This window comes from Duganella sp. LjRoot269 (genome assembly GCF_964254095.1).
Taxonomy (GTDB): Bacteria; Pseudomonadota; Gammaproteobacteria; order Burkholderiales; family Burkholderiaceae_D; genus Rugamonas; species Rugamonas hordei.
In genome coordinates this window covers 6,861,896-6,877,456 of record NZ_CAXUSL020000001.1, presented here as the reverse complement: position 1 = coordinate 6,877,456, position 15,561 = coordinate 6,861,896, and the positions used below count along the sequence as shown (strand labels likewise).

The 15,561-nt window shown below is 64.2% G+C and carries 17 protein-coding genes; 11 read left to right on the top strand and 6 right to left on the bottom strand.

Going from position 1 to position 15,561, the window contains the following annotated elements:
* Window positions 1-75: 75 nt before the first annotated feature.
* A complete protein-coding gene (locus tag ACSQ3S_RS30720; RefSeq protein ID WP_353401208.1) occupies window positions 76-987 on the bottom strand; it encodes a LysR family transcriptional regulator in 912 nt (303 codons plus the stop codon).
* A 126-nt stretch (window positions 988-1,113) separates the two neighbouring features.
* Between ACSQ3S_RS30720 and ACSQ3S_RS30715 the strand changes: the two genes are divergently transcribed.
* Window positions 1,114-1,869 (top strand): SDR family NAD(P)-dependent oxidoreductase, encoded by a 756-nt coding sequence (locus ACSQ3S_RS30715; protein ID WP_353401207.1) that lies wholly within the window; start codon window positions 1,114-1,116, stop codon window positions 1,867-1,869.
* On the opposite strand, the gene moaC is transcribed toward ACSQ3S_RS30715, so the two are convergent.
* Window positions 1,866-2,384 (bottom strand): cyclic pyranopterin monophosphate synthase MoaC, encoded by a 519-nt coding sequence (moaC, locus tag ACSQ3S_RS30710; RefSeq protein ID WP_353401205.1) that lies wholly within the window; start codon window positions 2,382-2,384, stop codon window positions 1,866-1,868. The two genes, ACSQ3S_RS30715 and moaC, sit on opposite strands and share 4 nt — an antisense overlap.
* A 106-nt stretch (window positions 2,385-2,490) precedes the next feature.
* Between moaC and ACSQ3S_RS30705 the strand changes: the two genes are divergently transcribed.
* A complete protein-coding gene (locus tag ACSQ3S_RS30705) occupies window positions 2,491-4,203 on the top strand; it encodes a beta-barrel assembly-enhancing protease (RefSeq protein ID WP_436145103.1) in 1,713 nt (570 codons plus the stop codon).
* Here the strand turns inward: ACSQ3S_RS30705 and ACSQ3S_RS30700 are convergent.
* The 4 genes from ACSQ3S_RS30700 to ACSQ3S_RS30685 are packed head-to-tail and all read right to left on the bottom strand — an operon-like array spanning window position 4,178 to window position 6,444.
* Window positions 4,178-4,786, bottom strand: a complete 609-nt coding sequence (locus tag ACSQ3S_RS30700; protein WP_413446721.1) for a DUF2946 family protein — start codon at window positions 4,784-4,786, stop codon at window positions 4,178-4,180. The two genes, ACSQ3S_RS30705 and ACSQ3S_RS30700, sit on opposite strands and share 26 nt — an antisense overlap.
* Entirely contained in the window at window positions 4,779-5,759 is a 981-nt protein-coding gene (locus ACSQ3S_RS30695) for a YheT family hydrolase (RefSeq protein WP_436144737.1), read from the bottom strand. The genes ACSQ3S_RS30700 and ACSQ3S_RS30695 overlap by 8 nt, the downstream gene beginning before the upstream one ends.
* Before the next feature lie 21 nt (window positions 5,760-5,780).
* Window positions 5,781-6,212 carry a YybH family protein gene (locus ACSQ3S_RS30690; protein ID WP_436144736.1) on the bottom strand — a complete coding sequence of 144 codons (432 nt, stop codon included), beginning with the start codon at window positions 6,210-6,212 and terminating at the stop codon, window positions 5,781-5,783.
* A 25-nt stretch (window positions 6,213-6,237) separates the two neighbouring features.
* On the bottom strand, window positions 6,238-6,444 hold the full coding sequence (locus ACSQ3S_RS30685) for a zinc-finger domain-containing protein (protein ID WP_176652294.1): 207 nt from the start codon (window positions 6,442-6,444) through the stop codon (window positions 6,238-6,240).
* A gap of 136 nt (window positions 6,445-6,580) precedes the next feature.
* Here ACSQ3S_RS30685 and ACSQ3S_RS30680 point away from each other — a divergent pair, with 136 nt between their 5' ends.
* The 9 genes from ACSQ3S_RS30680 (at window position 6,581) to ACSQ3S_RS30640 (ending at window position 15,501) form a co-directional block, all read left to right on the top strand.
* Window positions 6,581-7,327, top strand: a complete 747-nt coding sequence (locus ACSQ3S_RS30680; protein ID WP_436144735.1) for an AzlC family ABC transporter permease — start codon at window positions 6,581-6,583, stop codon at window positions 7,325-7,327.
* Window positions 7,320-7,649: an AzlD domain-containing protein gene (locus ACSQ3S_RS30675; protein ID WP_436144734.1), complete on the top strand. Its 330-nt coding sequence runs from the start codon at window positions 7,320-7,322 to the stop codon at window positions 7,647-7,649. The genes ACSQ3S_RS30680 and ACSQ3S_RS30675 overlap by 8 nt, the downstream gene beginning before the upstream one ends.
* A gap of 67 nt (window positions 7,650-7,716) precedes the next feature.
* Window positions 7,717-8,934 (top strand): phosphoglycerate kinase, encoded by a 1,218-nt coding sequence (locus tag ACSQ3S_RS30670; protein WP_436144733.1) that lies wholly within the window; start codon window positions 7,717-7,719, stop codon window positions 8,932-8,934.
* Between the two features lie 192 nt (window positions 8,935-9,126).
* Entirely contained in the window at window positions 9,127-10,578 is a 1,452-nt protein-coding gene (gene pyk, locus ACSQ3S_RS30665; protein ID WP_176652297.1) for a pyruvate kinase, read from the top strand.
* Between the two features lie 100 nt (window positions 10,579-10,678).
* On the top strand, window positions 10,679-11,743 hold the full coding sequence (gene fba / locus ACSQ3S_RS30660; RefSeq protein ID WP_176652298.1) for a class II fructose-bisphosphate aldolase: 1,065 nt from the start codon (window positions 10,679-10,681) through the stop codon (window positions 11,741-11,743).
* A gap of 107 nt (window positions 11,744-11,850) precedes the next feature.
* The gene (locus ACSQ3S_RS30655) at window positions 11,851-12,744 is read left to right on the top strand and encodes a phosphoribosylaminoimidazolesuccinocarboxamide synthase (protein WP_176652299.1); all 894 of its coding nucleotides are present in this window, start codon (window positions 11,851-11,853) and stop codon (window positions 12,742-12,744) included.
* Window position 12,745: 1 nt separating this feature from the next.
* Window positions 12,746-13,243 carry a 5-(carboxyamino)imidazole ribonucleotide mutase gene (gene purE / locus ACSQ3S_RS30650; RefSeq protein ID WP_176652300.1) on the top strand — a complete coding sequence of 166 codons (498 nt, stop codon included), beginning with the start codon at window positions 12,746-12,748 and terminating at the stop codon, window positions 13,241-13,243.
* The gene (locus ACSQ3S_RS30645; RefSeq protein ID WP_176652301.1) at window positions 13,244-14,440 is read left to right on the top strand and encodes a 5-(carboxyamino)imidazole ribonucleotide synthase; all 1,197 of its coding nucleotides are present in this window, start codon (window positions 13,244-13,246) and stop codon (window positions 14,438-14,440) included.
* Window positions 14,437-15,501 (top strand): L-threonylcarbamoyladenylate synthase, encoded by a 1,065-nt coding sequence (locus ACSQ3S_RS30640; RefSeq protein ID WP_436144732.1) that lies wholly within the window; start codon window positions 14,437-14,439, stop codon window positions 15,499-15,501. Before ACSQ3S_RS30645 ends, ACSQ3S_RS30640 begins: the two co-directional genes overlap by 4 nt.
* Window positions 15,502-15,561 lie beyond the last annotated feature (60 nt).

Genomic DNA, 15,561 nt, shown 5'->3' with positions numbered 1-15,561 from the left:
ACATCAATTATATACCTGCCATGGAAGGGTAACAATCAGACAAGACGAGCAGTTGCGATTTGGTCGCGGCGTGCTTTAGTCTGGCGTCCTGGACAAGGGCAGCCCGTCCAGTCCCGGCGTGGCGGCGAACAAGGCGGCGATGAAGTCGATGAAGACCGTCGCGCGCAGTGGCAGTAGCCGGTCAGCGGAATACACCGCATTGACCGGCGATTTCTTTGCATGATCGCCCAGGACAAGTTGAAGCTTGCCGCTGCGAAGCTCATGGGCGACCATCCACGCCGGCAAATAGCCTATGCCCATGTTCGCCAGCGCCGCGCGGCGCACCCCCTCCAGGCTGTTGAGCTTGAGGCGGCCCGTCACGTGCACCTCGCCGTTCGTGAATGCCCAGCCCCGTCCTTCTTCAGCGAGCAGGGTATAGATGATGCATTGATGTTGCAGCAAATCGGCGGGCTGGCTCGGAACGCCATGCTGCTCCAGATAAGCGGCACCGGCGATGCAGACGCGCTCCGAGGTTCCAACCCGCCGTGCCCGCAGCGCGCTGTCTTTCAGCGCGCCACCGCGTATCGCCACATCCACTCCCTCGGCGATGAGATCGGCGAAGCTGTCGCTGAGCCTGAATTCCACCTCTACATCCGGAAACCTGGCCATGAATTCCGGCAGTGAATCGACGATCTGTTCCACCGCCAGGGTGGGGGCGCACGCCACCCTCAGCAGTCCATGCGGATTTTGCTGTCCACGCGCCTCGGACTCCGCCTGATTGATGACATCCATCGCCTGCCGGGCCAATTCGTAATAGCGCTGACCGTCGGGTGTGACGGTCAGCTGGCGAGTCGACCGGTTCAATAGCCTGGTGCCCAGCATGCGCTCCAGCGACCCGATGTGGCGACTGACATTGGGCTGGCCGATGCCCAATTCGCGCGCCACGGCCGAAAAGCTGCCGGTCTCCACAGCCCGAACCAGGCAATGCATCCATAGCAATTTATTCATCTGGGGACGCCGAGTGATTGATTCATGCAATTAAAGCATAAATGTTGTGAGCCGCGCTTGCCTTATCGGGCCGGTTGTTCCTCTGCATACTCACTCGCACTCCATCCACTTTAAAGGAAGATCATCATGACGTTGAAACTCGTACAAAAAGTTGCAGTCATCACTGGTGGCAGCACTGGTATCGGCCTGGCCATGGCCAAGCGTTTCGTCCGCGAAGGCGCCAAGGTCTACATCACCGGCCGCCGGCAGACGGAACTCGACGCTGCGGTCAGCGCCATCGGCGGCGCTGCCGAAGGGATGCGCGTCGACTCCACGGACCAGTCGCAGTTACAGCAACTGTTCGATCACATTCGCGACCGGCATGGCAAGCTGGACGTACTCGTCGCCAACGCCGGCGGCGGCACCATGCTACCGCTGGGCCAGATTACGGCAGAGCATTTTGACGACACCTTCTCCCGCAACGTGAAGGGCACGCTGTTCACCGTCCAGACCGCCTTGCCGCTGCTGGGAAATGGCGCCTCGGTCATCCTGACGGGCTCCACCGCCGGCAGCAGCGGCACCGAAGCGTTCAGTGTCTACGGGGCATCCAAGGCGGCGGTGCGCGCGTTTGCGCGCAACTGGATTCTGGATTTGAAGGGACGTGGCATCCGCATCAACACGCTGAGCCCCGGTCCGATCAAAACGCCAGGCCTGGTGGAACTGGTCGGCAACGATCCTTCTCAGCAGCAGGGCTTCCTCGACCACCTGGCCTCGCTGATCCCGATGGGACGCGTTGGCGATCCGGACGAGATCGCGAAGGCGGCGGTGTTCCTGGCCTCGGACGATTCCAGCTTCGTCAATGGCATCGAGCTGTTTGTCGACGGCGGTATCCAGCAGATTTAGTCTGCAGCAATGGCTTGGCTGGTCACGCTCCAGTCGCCCGACTTGCCGCCATGCTTCTCCATCACGCGGATGTCGGTCATCACCATGCCCCGGTCCACGGCCTTGCACATGTCGTAAACGGTCAGCAGGCCGACCTGCACGGCGGTCAGCGCTTCCATTTCCACGCCGGTCTTGCCGTAGGTTTCCACCTGGGCCTTGCAGTGGACGCTGGAATTGGCGACGTCGGTCTCGAAATCGACGGCAACACGGGTCAGCGCCAGCGGGTGGCACAGCGGCACCAGGTCGCTGGTGCGCTTGGACGCCATGATGGCGGCGATGCGGGCGATGCCCAGCACGTCGCCTTTCTTGGCCGTGCCGCCGGTGATGATGGCCAGCGTTTCCGGCTTCATGCGGATGGTGCCGCTGGCCAGCGCGATGCGGTGCGTTTCGGCCTTGGCGCCGACGTCGACCATGTGGGCCTGGCCGGAGGCGTCGAAATGGGTCAGCTGCTCGGCGGGATTTGCGGGTGTGGTCATGATCGAAACGTAACAAAATAATTCAGTGGAGAGCGCTGTGCGTAAGCGCGCGAGTTGCGGGTATCATAGCATCGTGAATGAAAAACGATTCCCCCGCTCCCTGCGCATGCGCCTGACCGCCGCCGCGCTGCTGGTCGCCATGCCGGTGGCGATGGCGCAGAACGCGCTGGCGCCCGCCAAGATCCCGAACCTGCCTTCGCTCGGCGATACCGAACGCCAGGACCTGTCGCCGCTGATGGAACGCAAGCTGGGCGAGGAAATCATGCGCGACATCCGCCGCGACAAGGATTTTCTCGACGACGGCCCCATCCTCGAATACATGAACAACTTCGGCAACGCGCTGGTGGCGGCCCGCCCCGGCGCGCGCGGCGAAGCCAATTTCGATTATTACTTCTTTGTCGTGCGCGATCCGCAGCTGAACGCGTTCGCGCTGCCGGGCGGCTTTATCGCCGTGCACTCGGCGCTGCTGCTGGCGGCAAACAACGAGTCCGAGCTGGCCTCGGTGCTGGGCCACGAGATCGGCCACGTGGTCCAGCGCCACATCGCCCGCTCCATCGGCCAGCAGAAGCAGGACGCGCTGATACCGCTGGCGGCCATGATCCTGGCCGCGCTGGCGTCCCGCGCCGGCGGCGACGCGGCCATGGGCGTGTTCCTGGGCGGCCAGGGCCTGGCGATCCAGCGTCAGCTGAACTTCGGCCGCGATGCCGAACGCGAAGCCGACCGCATCGGTTTCCAGATCATGGGCGAGGCCGGCTTCGACACGTCGGGCATGGTGGCCTTCTTCCAGCAAATGCAGAATTCGACCCGCAACTACAGCGATCTGGTGCCGGCCTGGCTGCTGACCCACCCGCTGACCACCGAGCGCATCGCCGACATCCAGGCGCGCATCCGCGAGCAGCCGTACAAGCAGCGCCAGGACAGCCTGGACTTTTACCTGGTGCGTTCGCGCGCCCGCGTGCTGCAGGACCAGACCTCCAACGGCTATGCCGAAGCGAAGCAGTTTTTCCAGACCCAGATGGGGCAGGACAACTGGCAGCTGAAGGCCGCCGGCCAATACGGCATGGCCTTCCTGAGCATGAAGCAGGGCGACACGGCCAGCGCGCAAACCTGGCTGGACAAGGCGCGCGACACCGTCAACAAGCCGCCGATGGCCGGTGTGTTCGGCGCCGCGCCGCGCACCAAGGCGGAATCGATATTTGTCGCGACGTCGATCGAGATCAAGCTGGCGCAGCCGGATAACAAGGCGGTGCTGGCCAAGGCCGCCGAGGAGGCGGAGGCGGCGCACCAGAAGTTCCCGCTGTCGCGCGGCATCGCGCATCAGTACGGCGAGGCGATGATCGCGGCCGGCAAGCTGGAGGAAGCGGCCGTCTATCTGCGCGACCAGGTGCAGCTGTACCGCGAGGATCCGGATTCCTACGACCTGCTGGCGCAGACGTATTCCAAGCAGGGCAAGCTGGCGTTGCAACATATCGCGCTGGCGGAATCGTATGTGCTGCAGGGCGGCACCTTGTCGGCGCTGGACCAGCTGAACTATGCGCGCAAGGCGCCCGATGCGTCCTTCTACGACCAGGCCGTCATCGATGCGCGCGAACGCGAGCTGCAGGCCAAACGCCGCGAGGAAATGGGCGACAAGGCCAAGAAGGATATGCGCGAGGCCGACTCGCGGCCGGCGTTCAAGGCCGAGATAAAGTCCGGCGCGGATGCCCGCCAGTCAAGCTATCCGTTCGACCGCCTGCGTCAGCAGAACTCGGACGCTACCACCGATCCGTTCGACCGCTCGCGTTCACAGGATATTACGTCGGGGCGGACGGTACGCTGACGTAGCCTAAGCGCGCCGGCAAGTCGGCGCCAGCCATGCGCTGCACGGCGATCTGGCGGCCCCGCTCGCACAATGTCAGCGCCACCGGCGGCAGTTCGTCGCCTTCCAGCCAGGCCAGCAAGGCTTCGTCGTCCACCGGCTCGCCATTCATTTGCAACTGCGGCAGCACGTGCGCGAAGTCGCGGTCGTCGAGTTGCGCCACCACGTCGCCGCTGCGCAAGACCAGCGCGCCGGTCTCCGTCAGCACCGCTTCATCGATGCCGCCCAGCGCGGCGCCGGTGTGCAGCGTCCAGCCATGCTCGGAATCGGGATCGGTGCGGACGATGTAGGGCGTCGCCTCCAATTGCACGTACACGCGCTGCGGACCGTTCTGGAAATACCAGCAGCCGCGCTCGTCGGCGGCATAGTTGCGCACGATGAAGGCCACCAGCGCGCCATGCGTCAGCTTGTCGCCAGGAAGGTTCAGGTGCTGCGCGCGCTCGTCGCGCATGCGCCAATTGCCGCGCGCATCCAGCCCCAGCCAGCCGTAGCAGTGGGGCACGTTCGGCCATTTGGCCAGCGCCTGCTTGACGATGTCATCCATGCTGTTCCACCAGTGCGTCGTTTTGTGCGATCCCGGTGGCGCCTTCCATGAAATGGATCAGGCGCCGTGGCAGCCAGTCCAGCTTGCCCGGCAGTCCGCCGACGGCAAAACCGACATGGCCTCCGTGAGCAGGATAGTCCAATACCACATTGGCCGCCGCACGCTGCGGCAGATGGCGGCCCGGCAGGAAGGGATCGTTCCTGGCGTTGAGCACCAGCGTGGGCACGGTGATGTCGCCCAGCACGTGCTTGGCGCTGGCGCGGTCCCAGTAATCCTCGGTGTTGCGGTAGCCGTGCAGCGGCGCCGTGACGACATTGTCGAATTCGTAGAGATCGCGCGCGGCGCGCAGCTTGTCCAGTTCGAACAGGCCGGGGAATTGCTGCAGCTTGGCCACGCACTTGGGCTTCAGCGTTTGCAGGAACATGCGCGTGTAGATCATGTTGAAGCCGCTCGACAGCGATGCGCCGCCCTGCGCCAGGTCCAGCGGCGCCGACACCGAGCAGGCGGCGTCGACGAAGTCCGCCCGGTGCTGCGATTCGCCCAGCCAGCGCAGCAGCGCATTACCGCCCAGCGAGACGCCGGCCGCGTAGAACTTGCCCTGGCTGCGCGCGTGCAGGCGGCGGATGACCCAGTCGATTTCCTCGGCATCACCGGAATGGTAGAAGCGCGGCGCGCGGTTCGGCTCGCCCGAGCAGCCGCGGAAATGCGGCACCGCGCCGGACCAGCCGCGCGCGGCCACGTCGGCCATCAGCGCGCGCGCGTAGTGGCTGTCGGACGAGCCTTCGAGGCCGTGGAACAGCACGACAAACGGCTGCCCCGGCTGGCCGTCGACGAAATCGACGTCGACGAAGTCGCCGTCCGGAGCATCCCAGCGCTCGCGCCGGAACTGCACCGCCGGCTTGGCGATGCAGGTGGCGGGATAGATGGTCTGCAGGTGGCCGCTGGGCAGCCACAGAGGGGCGGTGTACTTCACGGCGATTCGTTGCGGCTTAATTTAGTGGAAGACTTGTGTGGGCGTATCGACCGGCACCGGGCCCGGCGCCACCGACACATGGTGCAGCACGATGCGCCAGCCGCGCGGGGTTTTGACGTAGACGTTGGTGGCGACCAGGTGCGCCGCTTCGTTGCCGGCTGCGGCGGTGGTGCCTTCGACCACCGTGTGCACCGAGCTCATCAAGTTGTGCGTCTCATGCAGCTGCGACGGCATGATGTGCAGGCCACCATGCCCGAGGATGGCGCTCCATGACGAGCGGATCGCCGCGTGCCCGATCAGGCGCGGGCCGCCGGGATGCACGCAGACGATTTCGTCGTCGTCGGCCCACAGGGCCATCAGCGCATCGAGGTCGGCGCGGTTCAGCGCATCGTAAAACGCCGATTCGGTTTCGGCGGCGCTACCATTCAACTGCTTGACTCGTTTGGTTGGCATGCTGGCTCCGGTAGCGCTGCGCTGATTAGTGGTGGCCGACGACGGTGCCTGGCTTCAGGCGGTAGGCGGTGCCGCAGTAAGGGCACTTGGCGACGCCGTCATGGTTAAACTCCAGGAATACGCGCGGATGCGACGACCACAGCGGCATGGCGGGGTTCGGGCAATGGGCTGGCAGGTCCTTGCCTTCGAGTTCTACGGCATTGGCGGCGGCGGACGTGTTGGCGGTGGTCATATTCTTATGCTCCGAAAGGCTGAGGGAAAACCACGATTTTAACGGATTCGCGCATTGAGCAAAAATCATCGGTAAAATAGCGCCTCTACAACACCGGTCCCACCTGCTATGTGGCAGGAATGCCACAAGAATCCACATGACCGAATCCAGCAGCGCACCCCCATCGCCTTACGTGGCAGAGCATCATGAGCCATCCTGGCGCGAGGGGGTGAAGGCCGGCACGCCCACCCTGTTCGGCATCGGCGCCTGGGGCCTGGTGGTCGGCATCGCGATGGTCAAGAGCGGGCTGACGGTGCCGCAGGCGCTGGGCATGACCATGCTGGTGTTCGCCGGATCGGCCCAGCTGGCGGCCTTGCCGTTGATCGCCGCGCACTCGCCGATCTGGGTCATTTTCGCCACCGCTTTTGTAGTAAATCTTCGTTTTGTCATCTTTTCCGCGCTGTTGGCGCCGCATTTCGCGCATTTGCCGCTGCGTAAGCGCTTCCTGCTGGGCTATGTGGCCGGCGACATGACGGTCGCGCTGTTCCTGCAAAAATACCCGTCCGAAGCGCCGCAAGTGGGCAAGCTGTCCTATCTGAAGGGCTTGCTGTATCCGAACTGGGCCGCCTGGCAGATCGGCTCGATCGCCGGCATCTTCCTCGGCAGCGCCGTGCCAGCCGAATGGGGGCTGAGCTTTGCCGGCACGCTGGCCATCATCTGCGTGATGATCCCGCTGATGGCCGACCGTCCGGCGCTGTGCGGCGTGCTGGTGGCCGGCGTGGTGTCGGTGCTGGCGGCCGGCCTGCCGTACAAGCTGGGCCTGCTGCTGGCCGTGCTGGTCGGCATGCTGACCTCGATGGCGGTCGAAGAGGGCGCCGAAAAATGGAGAAAAACACATGGCTGATTGGGAAATCTGGGCCGTCATCGGTGCGCTGGCGGTGGCCACGGCCGCCACCCGCAGCTCGTTTTGGGTAGTTGGACAACATGTGACCATCCCGAAGCGGGTGCAGGAAATGTTGCGCTACGCCCCGGCCTGCGCGCTGGCGGCCATCGTCGCGCCGGACCTGATACTGGCGGACGGCCATGCTGTGCTTGATTTGAGCAATCTCAAACTGGTGTCTGGAATTGTTGCTACGATCTTCTACTTGCTGCGTCGCAATATGCTGCAGACCATTATATTTGGCATGGCTTTCTACACGGCATTACGCCTGATGCATGTATTTTAATAACAGAAGAATCAGCCCCGGCTTGCGGTAAAATAGCGCTCTTTCATTAACTCGACCTTGGGTAGCCATGTCCGCTGTTCTGAACTTCATCCGTCTGCAAGATCTCATCGCCCAGAATGCGCTGCAAGGCAAGCGCGTTTTTATCCGCGCCGACTTGAACGTGCCGCAGGATGATGCGGGCAATATCACCGAAGATACGCGCATCCGCGCTTCCGTTCCGGCCATCAAGGCAGCTGCCGCCGCCGGCGCCAAAGTGATGGTGACGTCCCACCTGGGTCGTCCGACCGAGGGCGAGTTCAAGCCGGAAGACAGCCTGGCGCCGGTCGCCAAGCGCCTGTCCGAGCTGCTGGGCCAGCCGGTTGAGCTGAAGCAGAACTGGGTGGACGGCGCCGGCCTCGAAGGCCTGCAGGCCGGCCAGGTCGTGTTGCTGGAAAACGTCCGCGTCAACAAGGGCGAAAAGAAGAACAGCGACGAACTGGCGCAGAAAATGGCCGCTTTGTGCGACATCTACGTCAATGACGCCTTCGGCACCGCCCACCGCGCCGAGGCTTCGACGCACGGCATCGCCAAGTTCGCGCCGGTCGCCGCGGCCGGTCCGCTGCTGGCCGCCGAGCTGGACGCGCTGGGCAAGGCGCTGGGCGCCCCGGCCCGTCCGCTGCTGGCCATCGTCGCCGGCTCCAAGGTTTCCTCCAAGCTGTCGATCCTGAAGGCGCTGGCCGACAAGGTCGACAACCTGATCGTCGGCGGCGGTATCGCCAACACCTTCATGAAGGCCGTCGGCCTGAACATCGGCAAGTCGCTGGTCGAGAACGAACTGGTCGATGAAGCCAAGGCCATCATCGAGATCATGGCCAAGCGCGGCGCGCAAGTGCCGATCCCGGTCGATGTCGTGTGCGCCAAAGAGTTCTCGCCCACCGCCGCCGCCACCGTCAAGGACGTGGCCGACGTGGCGGACGACGACATGATCCTGGACATCGGTCCGAAGACGGCCGCCATCCTGGCCGCGCAGATCGGCGCGGCCGGCACCATCGTCTGGAACGGCCCGGTCGGCGTGTTCGAGTTTGACCAGTTCGGCGAAGGCACCAAGACGCTGGCACTGGCCATCGCCGCGTCGAAGGCGTTCTCGATCGCCGGCGGTGGCGACACGCTGGCGGCGATCGCCAAGTACAACATCACCGAGCAGATCGGTTACATCTCGACCGGCGGCGGCGCCTTCCTGGAGTTCCTGGAAGGTAAAACCCTGCCGGCAGTGGAGATCCTGACCCAGCGTGCTGCGGCGCAGTAATATAGCAGGTATAAAAGCACGGTCGTGCGGTGTAGCAAATTAACAGTAAAATCCAGTTAATGCCTGGGAAAGGTCTAAAAACTGTAGCTTTGCTACATTTTTTGGGCCTCACCATAACAAACAGCGCAGCTTTTCCTGGTTCCCGCCGACCGCGGGGACTGTTCGCATGACCCAACGCTCAAGGAATACTCCATGTCCCGTGGTACCAAAATTGTCGCAACGATCGGCCCAGCCTCCACTGACTTCAATGTACTGGTCAAAATGATACGTGCAGGCGTCGATGTCGTACGCCTGAATTTCTCGCACGGCAAGGCGCAGGACCATATCGACCGAGCGCGCCTGGTGCGCGAAGCGGCGGCCGAATGCGGCCGCGAAGTGGCGATCATGGCGGACATGCAGGGTCCTAAAATCCGCGTTGGCAAGTTTGAAAATGGTAAGATTGACCTTGCGAACGGCGACAAGTTCATCCTGGACGCCAAATGGGGCGAAAACGGCGAACTGGGCAACCAGGAGCGCGTCGGCCTGGACTACAAGGCGCTGCCGCAGGATCTGCGCCCGGACGACAAGCTGCTGCTGAACGACGGCCTGATCGTGCTGGTGGTCGACAAGGTGGTCGGCCACGAGATTTACACCACCGTGAAAATCGGCGGCGAGCTGTCCAACAACAAGGGCATCAATCGCCAGGGCGGCGGCCTGACCGCGCCGGCGCTGACCGCCAAGGACATGGAAGACATCAAGACGGCCATGAGTTTCCAGTGCGATTACCTGGCGATCTCGTTCCCGAAAAGCGCAACCGATATGGAAATGGCGCGCCAGCTGGCCAACATCGCCGGCGAGCCGTTCGGCCACAAGCCGATGATGATCGCCAAGATCGAGCGTGCCGAAGCGATCCCTGTGCTGCAGGAGATCCTTGACGCGTCCGACGGTATCATGGTGGCGCGTGGCGACCTGGCGGTGGAAGTGGGCAACGCGGCGGTGCCGGCGCTGCAGAAGCGCATGATCAAGATGGCGCGCGAGTCGAACAAGCTGGCGATCACCGCGACCCAGATGATGGAATCGATGATCTTCAACGCCGTGCCGACCCGCGCCGAAGTATCGGACGTGGCCAACGCGGTGCTGGACGGCACCGACGCGGTGATGACCTCGGCGGAAACCGCCTCGGGCCGCTACCCGATCGAGACCGTGGAAATGATGGCCGCCATTTGCGTGGAAGCCGAGCAGTCCGAGTACAACAAGCTCGACGCCGACTTCCTCAATGCGACCTTTACCCGTATCGACCAGTCGATCGCGTACGGCGCCCTGTTCACCGCGCACCATCTGGCGGTCAAGGCGATCGTGGCGTTGACCGAGTCCGGTTCGACCGCGCTGTGGATGAGCCGCCACAACATCGATACGCCGATTTACGCGCTGACGCCAAGCACCACGACGTTGCGCAAGGTGGCGCTGTACCGCAACGTGAAGGCCTACAATCTGCAGCAGAAGGGCAGCAGCGCGCAGGTGCTGAAGCAGGCCGAGGATCTGCTGGTGGAGTACGGCATCGTCAAGAAGGGCGACATGATCGTCGTGACCTGGGGCGAGCCGATGGGCCAGGTTGGCGGCACCAATGCGCTGAAGATCGTCAAGGTTGGAGAGTTTACCCAGTAAGTCCGGTAGCGCCGCCCCCGCGGAACGGGGGGTCGCCCCTCGAACAACGAGGGGGGACGGGCTCCGGCAACCAGGTTTTTTTATTGTTTGGAGTATTACCATGTCCCTCGTATCCATGCGTCAACTGCTGGACCACGCCGCTGAAAACGGCTATGGCATCCCTGCGTTCAACGTCAACAATCTGGAGCAGGTGCAGGCCATCATGGCCGCCGCCGACGCCCTGAACAGCCCGGTCATCATGCAGGCCTCGGCCGGCGCCCGCAAATATGCCGGCGAAGCTTTCCTGCGCCACCTGATCGACGCCGCCGTCGAAGCCTACCCGCACATCCCGGTCGTCATGCACCAGGACCACGGCCAGTCGCCGGCCGTGTGCCAGGCCGCGATCCGTTCCGGCTTCACCTCGGTGATGATGGACGGTTCGCTGGAAGCGGACGGCAAGTCGGTCGCATCGTACGAGTACAACGTTGAAGTGTCGAAGGAAGTGGTCAAGTTCTCGCACGCCATCGGCGTCACCGTGGAAGCGGAACTGGGCGTGCTCGGTTCGCTGGAAACCATGAAGGGCGACAAGGAAGACGGCCACGGCGCCGAAGGCACCATGACCCGCGAAATGCTGCTGACCGACGTGGCCCAGGCCGCCGACTTCGTGCAGCGCACCCAGTGCGACGCGCTGGCGATCGCCATCGGCACCTCGCACGGCGCCTACAAGTTCACCCGCAAGCCGACCGGCGACATCCTGGCCATCGACCGCATCAAGGAAATCCACGCCCGCATCCCCAACACCCACCTGGTGATGCACGGCTCGTCGTCGGTGCCGCAGGAACTGCTGGCCATCATCCGCGAATTCGGCGGCGACATGAAGGAAACCTACGGCGTGCCGGTCGAGGAAATCCAGGAAGGCATCCGCCACGGCGTTCGCAAGATCAACATCGACACCGACATCCGCCTGGCGATGACCGCCGCCGTGCGCAAGTTCATGTTCGAGAACCCGTCGAAGTTCGACCCGCGCGACTTCCTCAAGCCGGCCCGCGCCGCCGCCGAGCTGGTCGTGCGCGCGCGCTTCCAGTCCTTCGGCTGCGAAGGCCAGGCGTCGAAAATCAAGGTCATTCCGCTGGAAAAAATGGCTGAACGCTACAAGGCCGGCGAGCTGGCCCAGATTGTGAAGTAAAATTCTGTTTGGAACGGGTTAGTCCTTTTGGACCAACCTGACTCTTTCGACCGGCGATCGAGGCTCCCTCCACCGCCGGTTTTCGCTTTTTCATTACATTCCCCGCTATGAACAGCCTTTACCAGACCTCTATCCACTCCCTGCCATTGCTCGGCCACGGCAAAGTCCGCGACAACTACGCTGTCGGCGACGACAAGATCCTGATCGTCACCACCGACCGCCTGTCGGCCTTCGACGTGGTCATGAATGAACCGATTCCCGGCAAGGGCATGGTGCTGAACCAGATGAGCGACTTCTGGTTCGAGAAGCTCGGCCACATCGTGCCGAACCACCTGACCGGCGTGGCGCCGGAATCCGTGGTGGCGCCGGAGGAAGTGGAGCAGGTCCAGGGCCGTGCCGTGGTCGCCAAGCGCCTGAAGCCGATCATGGTCGAGGCGGTGGTGCGCGGCTACATCATCGGTTCGGGCTGGAAGGATTACCAGGACACCGGCAGCATCTGCGGCATCAAGCTGCCGGCGGGCCTGCAACAGGCCGAGAAGCTGCCCGAGCCGCTGTTCACGCCGGCCGCCAAGGCCGACCTGGGCGAGCATGATGAAAACATCAGCTTTGCCGAAATGGAAAGCCGCATCGGCGCCGAACTGGCCGCCAAGATGCGCGACGTCAGCATCCAGCTATACAAGGCCGCCGCCGACTACGCGGCCACGCGCGGCATCATCATCGCCGACACCAAGTTCGAATTCGGCCTGGACGAAAACGGCGTCATGCACCTGATGGATGAAGTGCTGACCGCCGATTCCTCGCGCTTCTGGCCGGCCGATTCGTACAAGCCGGGCATGTCGCCGCCGTCGTTCGACAAGCAGTTCGTGCGCGACTACCTGGAAACGCTGACCTGGGGCAAAACCGCGCCGGCGCCGGCGCTGCCTGCCGACGTCATCGACAAGACCCAGGCCAAGTATTTCGAAGCCATCGAGCGCCTGACCGGCCAGAAACTGAAGGCCTGACATGGATCAGAACAAGCCATTGGTCGGCGTCATCATGGGCTCGTCGTCGGACTGGGACGTGATGCAGAACGCGGTCGCCATCCTCAAGCAGTTCGGCGTGCCGTTTGAAGCGCAAGTGATTTCGGCCCACCGCATGCCGGACGAGATGTATGCCTACGCCAAGAGCGCGCGCGCGCGCGGCCTGCGCGCCATCATCGCCGGCGCCGGCGGCGCCGCCCACCTGCCGGGCATGGTGGCCGCGATGACCATCGTGCCGGTGCTGGGCGTGCCGGTGCCGTCGAAATATCTGCGCGGCGAGGATTCGCTGCTGTCCATCGTGCAAATGCCGAAGGGCGTGCCGGTGTCGACCTTCGCCATCGGCGAAGCGGGCGCCGCCAATGCCGCGCTGACGGCGGTGGCGATGATCGCCGCCAACGACGACGCGCTGGCCGACCAGCTGGAAGCATTCCGCGCCACGCAAACCGCAGCCGCCAAGGCCATGACTTTACCGCTTGAATAAATGAGTAATCCGAAGTTCACACCACTGCTGCCCAACGCCAATCCGCCAGCGTGGCTGGGCGTGATGGGCGGCGGCCAGCTCGGCCGCATGTTTGCCCAGGCCGCACAAAGCATGGGCTACCAGGTCGCCGTGCTGGAGCCTGCCGACGAGTGTCCGGCAGGGCAGGTCGCGCAGCGCCTCGTCAACGCCGGCTACAGCGATGCCGCCGGCCTCGACGCGCTGGCCGCGCAATGCCTGGCCGTCACCACCGAATTCGAGAACGTGCCGGCCGACAGCCTGTCGCGCCTGGCCGAAAAAGTATTTGTCGCGCCGAACGCGCACGGCGTGTCGGTGGCGCAGGACCGCATCGCGGAAAAACGTTTCTTCGTCGATTGCGCGGCCAAGTCCGGCGTGCTGCCGGCGCCGCACAAGGTGATCGCCTCGCAGGAGGATATCGACGCCATCGCCGACGACCTGCTGCCCGGCATCCTGAAGACCGTGCGCATGGGTTACGACGGCAAGGGCCAGGTCCGCGTGAAGTCGCGCGAAGACGTGCGCGCCGCGTTCGAGTCCATGGACAAGGTCACTTGTCTGCTGGAAAAGATGCTGCCGCTGGCCTATGAAGTGTCGGTGCTGACGGCGCGCGGCGCGGACGGCGAGTCGGTGGTCTATCCGATCGCCGAGAACGTGCACCGCGACGGCATCCTGTTCACCACCACCGTGCCGGGCCCGAATGTTTCCGACGCCAGCGCCAAGGTGGCGCAACGGGCGGCGCAAGCCATCGTTGCCGAGCTCGGTTATGTCGGCGTGCTGTGCATCGAGTTCTTCGTGCTCACCGACGGCAGCCTGGTGGTCAATGAAATGGCGCCGCGTCCGCACAACAGCGGCCACTACACGATGGATGCCTGCGTCACCAGCCAGTTCGCGCAGCAGGTCCGCGCGATGGCGCGCCTGCCGCTGGGCGACGTGCGCCAGCATTCGCCGGCCGTGATGCTCAACATCCTCGGCGACGTCTGGTTCACCGACGACACCGATGCCACGCGCGAACCGGCGTGGGACCAGGTGCTGGCGCTGCCCGGCGCCTGCCTGCACCTGTACGGCAAGGACGACCCGCGCCGCGCGCGCAAGATGGGGCATCTGACCTTTATCGCGCCGACCCTGGCGCAAGCGCGGCAGCAGCTGAACGCCGCCTGCGTCATCCTGGGCATCGCGCCGTGAAAGCGGTCGCTGACCAGGCCGCCATTGCGGCGGCGGCGGAAGTGCTGGAAGCGGGCGGCCTGGTCGCCTTTCCGACCGAGACCGTCTACGGCCTGGGCGCGGATGCCGAGAACCCGGCGGCCGTGGCCCGCATCTACGAAGCCAAGGGCCGTCCCAACGACCATCCGGTGATCGTCCACGTCGCGCCCGGCGCCGATCTCGACTACTGGGTCACCGATATCCCGCGGGAAGCGCGCCAGCTGGTGCAAGCCTTCTGGCCCGGTCCGCTGACCTTGATTTTGAAACGCGCCAGCCACATCCCCGACGCCGTCTCCGGCGGCCAGGATACGGTCGGCATCCGCTGCCCGTCGCATCCGGTCGCGATCGCCTTGCTGAGCGCCTTCAAGGGCGGCAAGGGCGGCGTGGCCGCGCCGTCGGCCAACAAGTTCGGCAACGTCAGCCCGACCACCGCGCAGCACGTGCGCGACGAGTTCGGCCTCGACGACCATGACGAGGGCCCGACCGAATCCGGGGACGACGCCTGCAGCGCCGCCTTGCTGACCACCGTGCTCGAAGGCGGACCCAGCCAGGTCGGCATCGAGTCGACCATCGTCGACCTGTCGCGCCTGGCCACGCACGGCCCGGTGCTGCTGCGTCCCGGCCACATCAGCGCGCAGCAGATCGCCGGCGTCATCGGCGCCATGCCGGCCGCGCCCGACCAGGCCGCGCCGCGCGCCTCCGGCACGCTGGAATCGCACTACGCGCCGCGCACGCCGGTCACCATGCTTGAGCACGCCAAACTGTCCGACACCGTGGCTCAGTTGCAATCGAAAAGTCTCTCTGTTGCCGTCATCAGCTATGCCTTGCCGGCATTGGTGCAGTCGCAGCAAATGTTGCCCGCCGACCCGGCCGGCTATGCCTACGGTTTGTATGCCGCCTTGCGCGATATGGACCAGACCGGCTCCGACGTGATTCTCGTCGAAACCCCGCCGCAAGGCCCGGAATGGCTGGGTGTCAACGACCGGCTGCGCCGATCCGTATTCGGCTCGGCCGGTGTCATCGCGTCATTGTTGAACAAATGAGCTGTGTGGGCACCGCAACATCATGGTGCTTGCGGTTTGCTTTCCTGCTACGATGAAACG

Coding starts and splice junctions, on each gene's coding strand:
- ACSQ3S_RS30720 (WP_353401208.1), bottom strand. CDS start 987: ATGAATAAATTGCTATGGATGCATTGCCTGGTTCGGGCTGTGGAGACC.
- ACSQ3S_RS30670 (WP_436144733.1), top strand. CDS start 7,717: ATGTCCGCTGTTCTGAACTTCATCCGTCTGCAAGATCTCATCGCCCAG.
- ACSQ3S_RS30690 (WP_436144736.1), bottom strand. CDS start 6,212: ATGCCAACCAAACGAGTCAAGCAGTTGAATGGTAGCGCCGCCGAAACC.
- ACSQ3S_RS30680 (WP_436144735.1), top strand. CDS start 6,581: ATGACCGAATCCAGCAGCGCACCCCCATCGCCTTACGTGGCAGAGCAT.
- ACSQ3S_RS30705 (WP_436145103.1), top strand. CDS start 2,491: ATGCGCCTGACCGCCGCCGCGCTGCTGGTCGCCATGCCGGTGGCGATG.
- moaC (WP_353401205.1), bottom strand. CDS start 2,384: ATGACCACACCCGCAAATCCCGCCGAGCAGCTGACCCATTTCGACGCC.
- purE (WP_176652300.1), top strand. CDS start 12,746: ATGGATCAGAACAAGCCATTGGTCGGCGTCATCATGGGCTCGTCGTCG.
- ACSQ3S_RS30685 (WP_176652294.1), bottom strand. CDS start 6,444: ATGACCACCGCCAACACGTCCGCCGCCGCCAATGCCGTAGAACTCGAA.
- ACSQ3S_RS30655 (WP_176652299.1), top strand. CDS start 11,851: ATGAACAGCCTTTACCAGACCTCTATCCACTCCCTGCCATTGCTCGGC.
- ACSQ3S_RS30645 (WP_176652301.1), top strand. CDS start 13,244: ATGAGTAATCCGAAGTTCACACCACTGCTGCCCAACGCCAATCCGCCA.
- ACSQ3S_RS30715 (WP_353401207.1), top strand. CDS start 1,114: ATGACGTTGAAACTCGTACAAAAAGTTGCAGTCATCACTGGTGGCAGC.
- pyk (WP_176652297.1), top strand. CDS start 9,127: ATGTCCCGTGGTACCAAAATTGTCGCAACGATCGGCCCAGCCTCCACT.
- ACSQ3S_RS30675 (WP_436144734.1), top strand. CDS start 7,320: ATGGCTGATTGGGAAATCTGGGCCGTCATCGGTGCGCTGGCGGTGGCC.
- fba (WP_176652298.1), top strand. CDS start 10,679: ATGTCCCTCGTATCCATGCGTCAACTGCTGGACCACGCCGCTGAAAAC.
- ACSQ3S_RS30700 (WP_413446721.1), bottom strand. CDS start 4,786: ATGGATGACATCGTCAAGCAGGCGCTGGCCAAATGGCCGAACGTGCCC.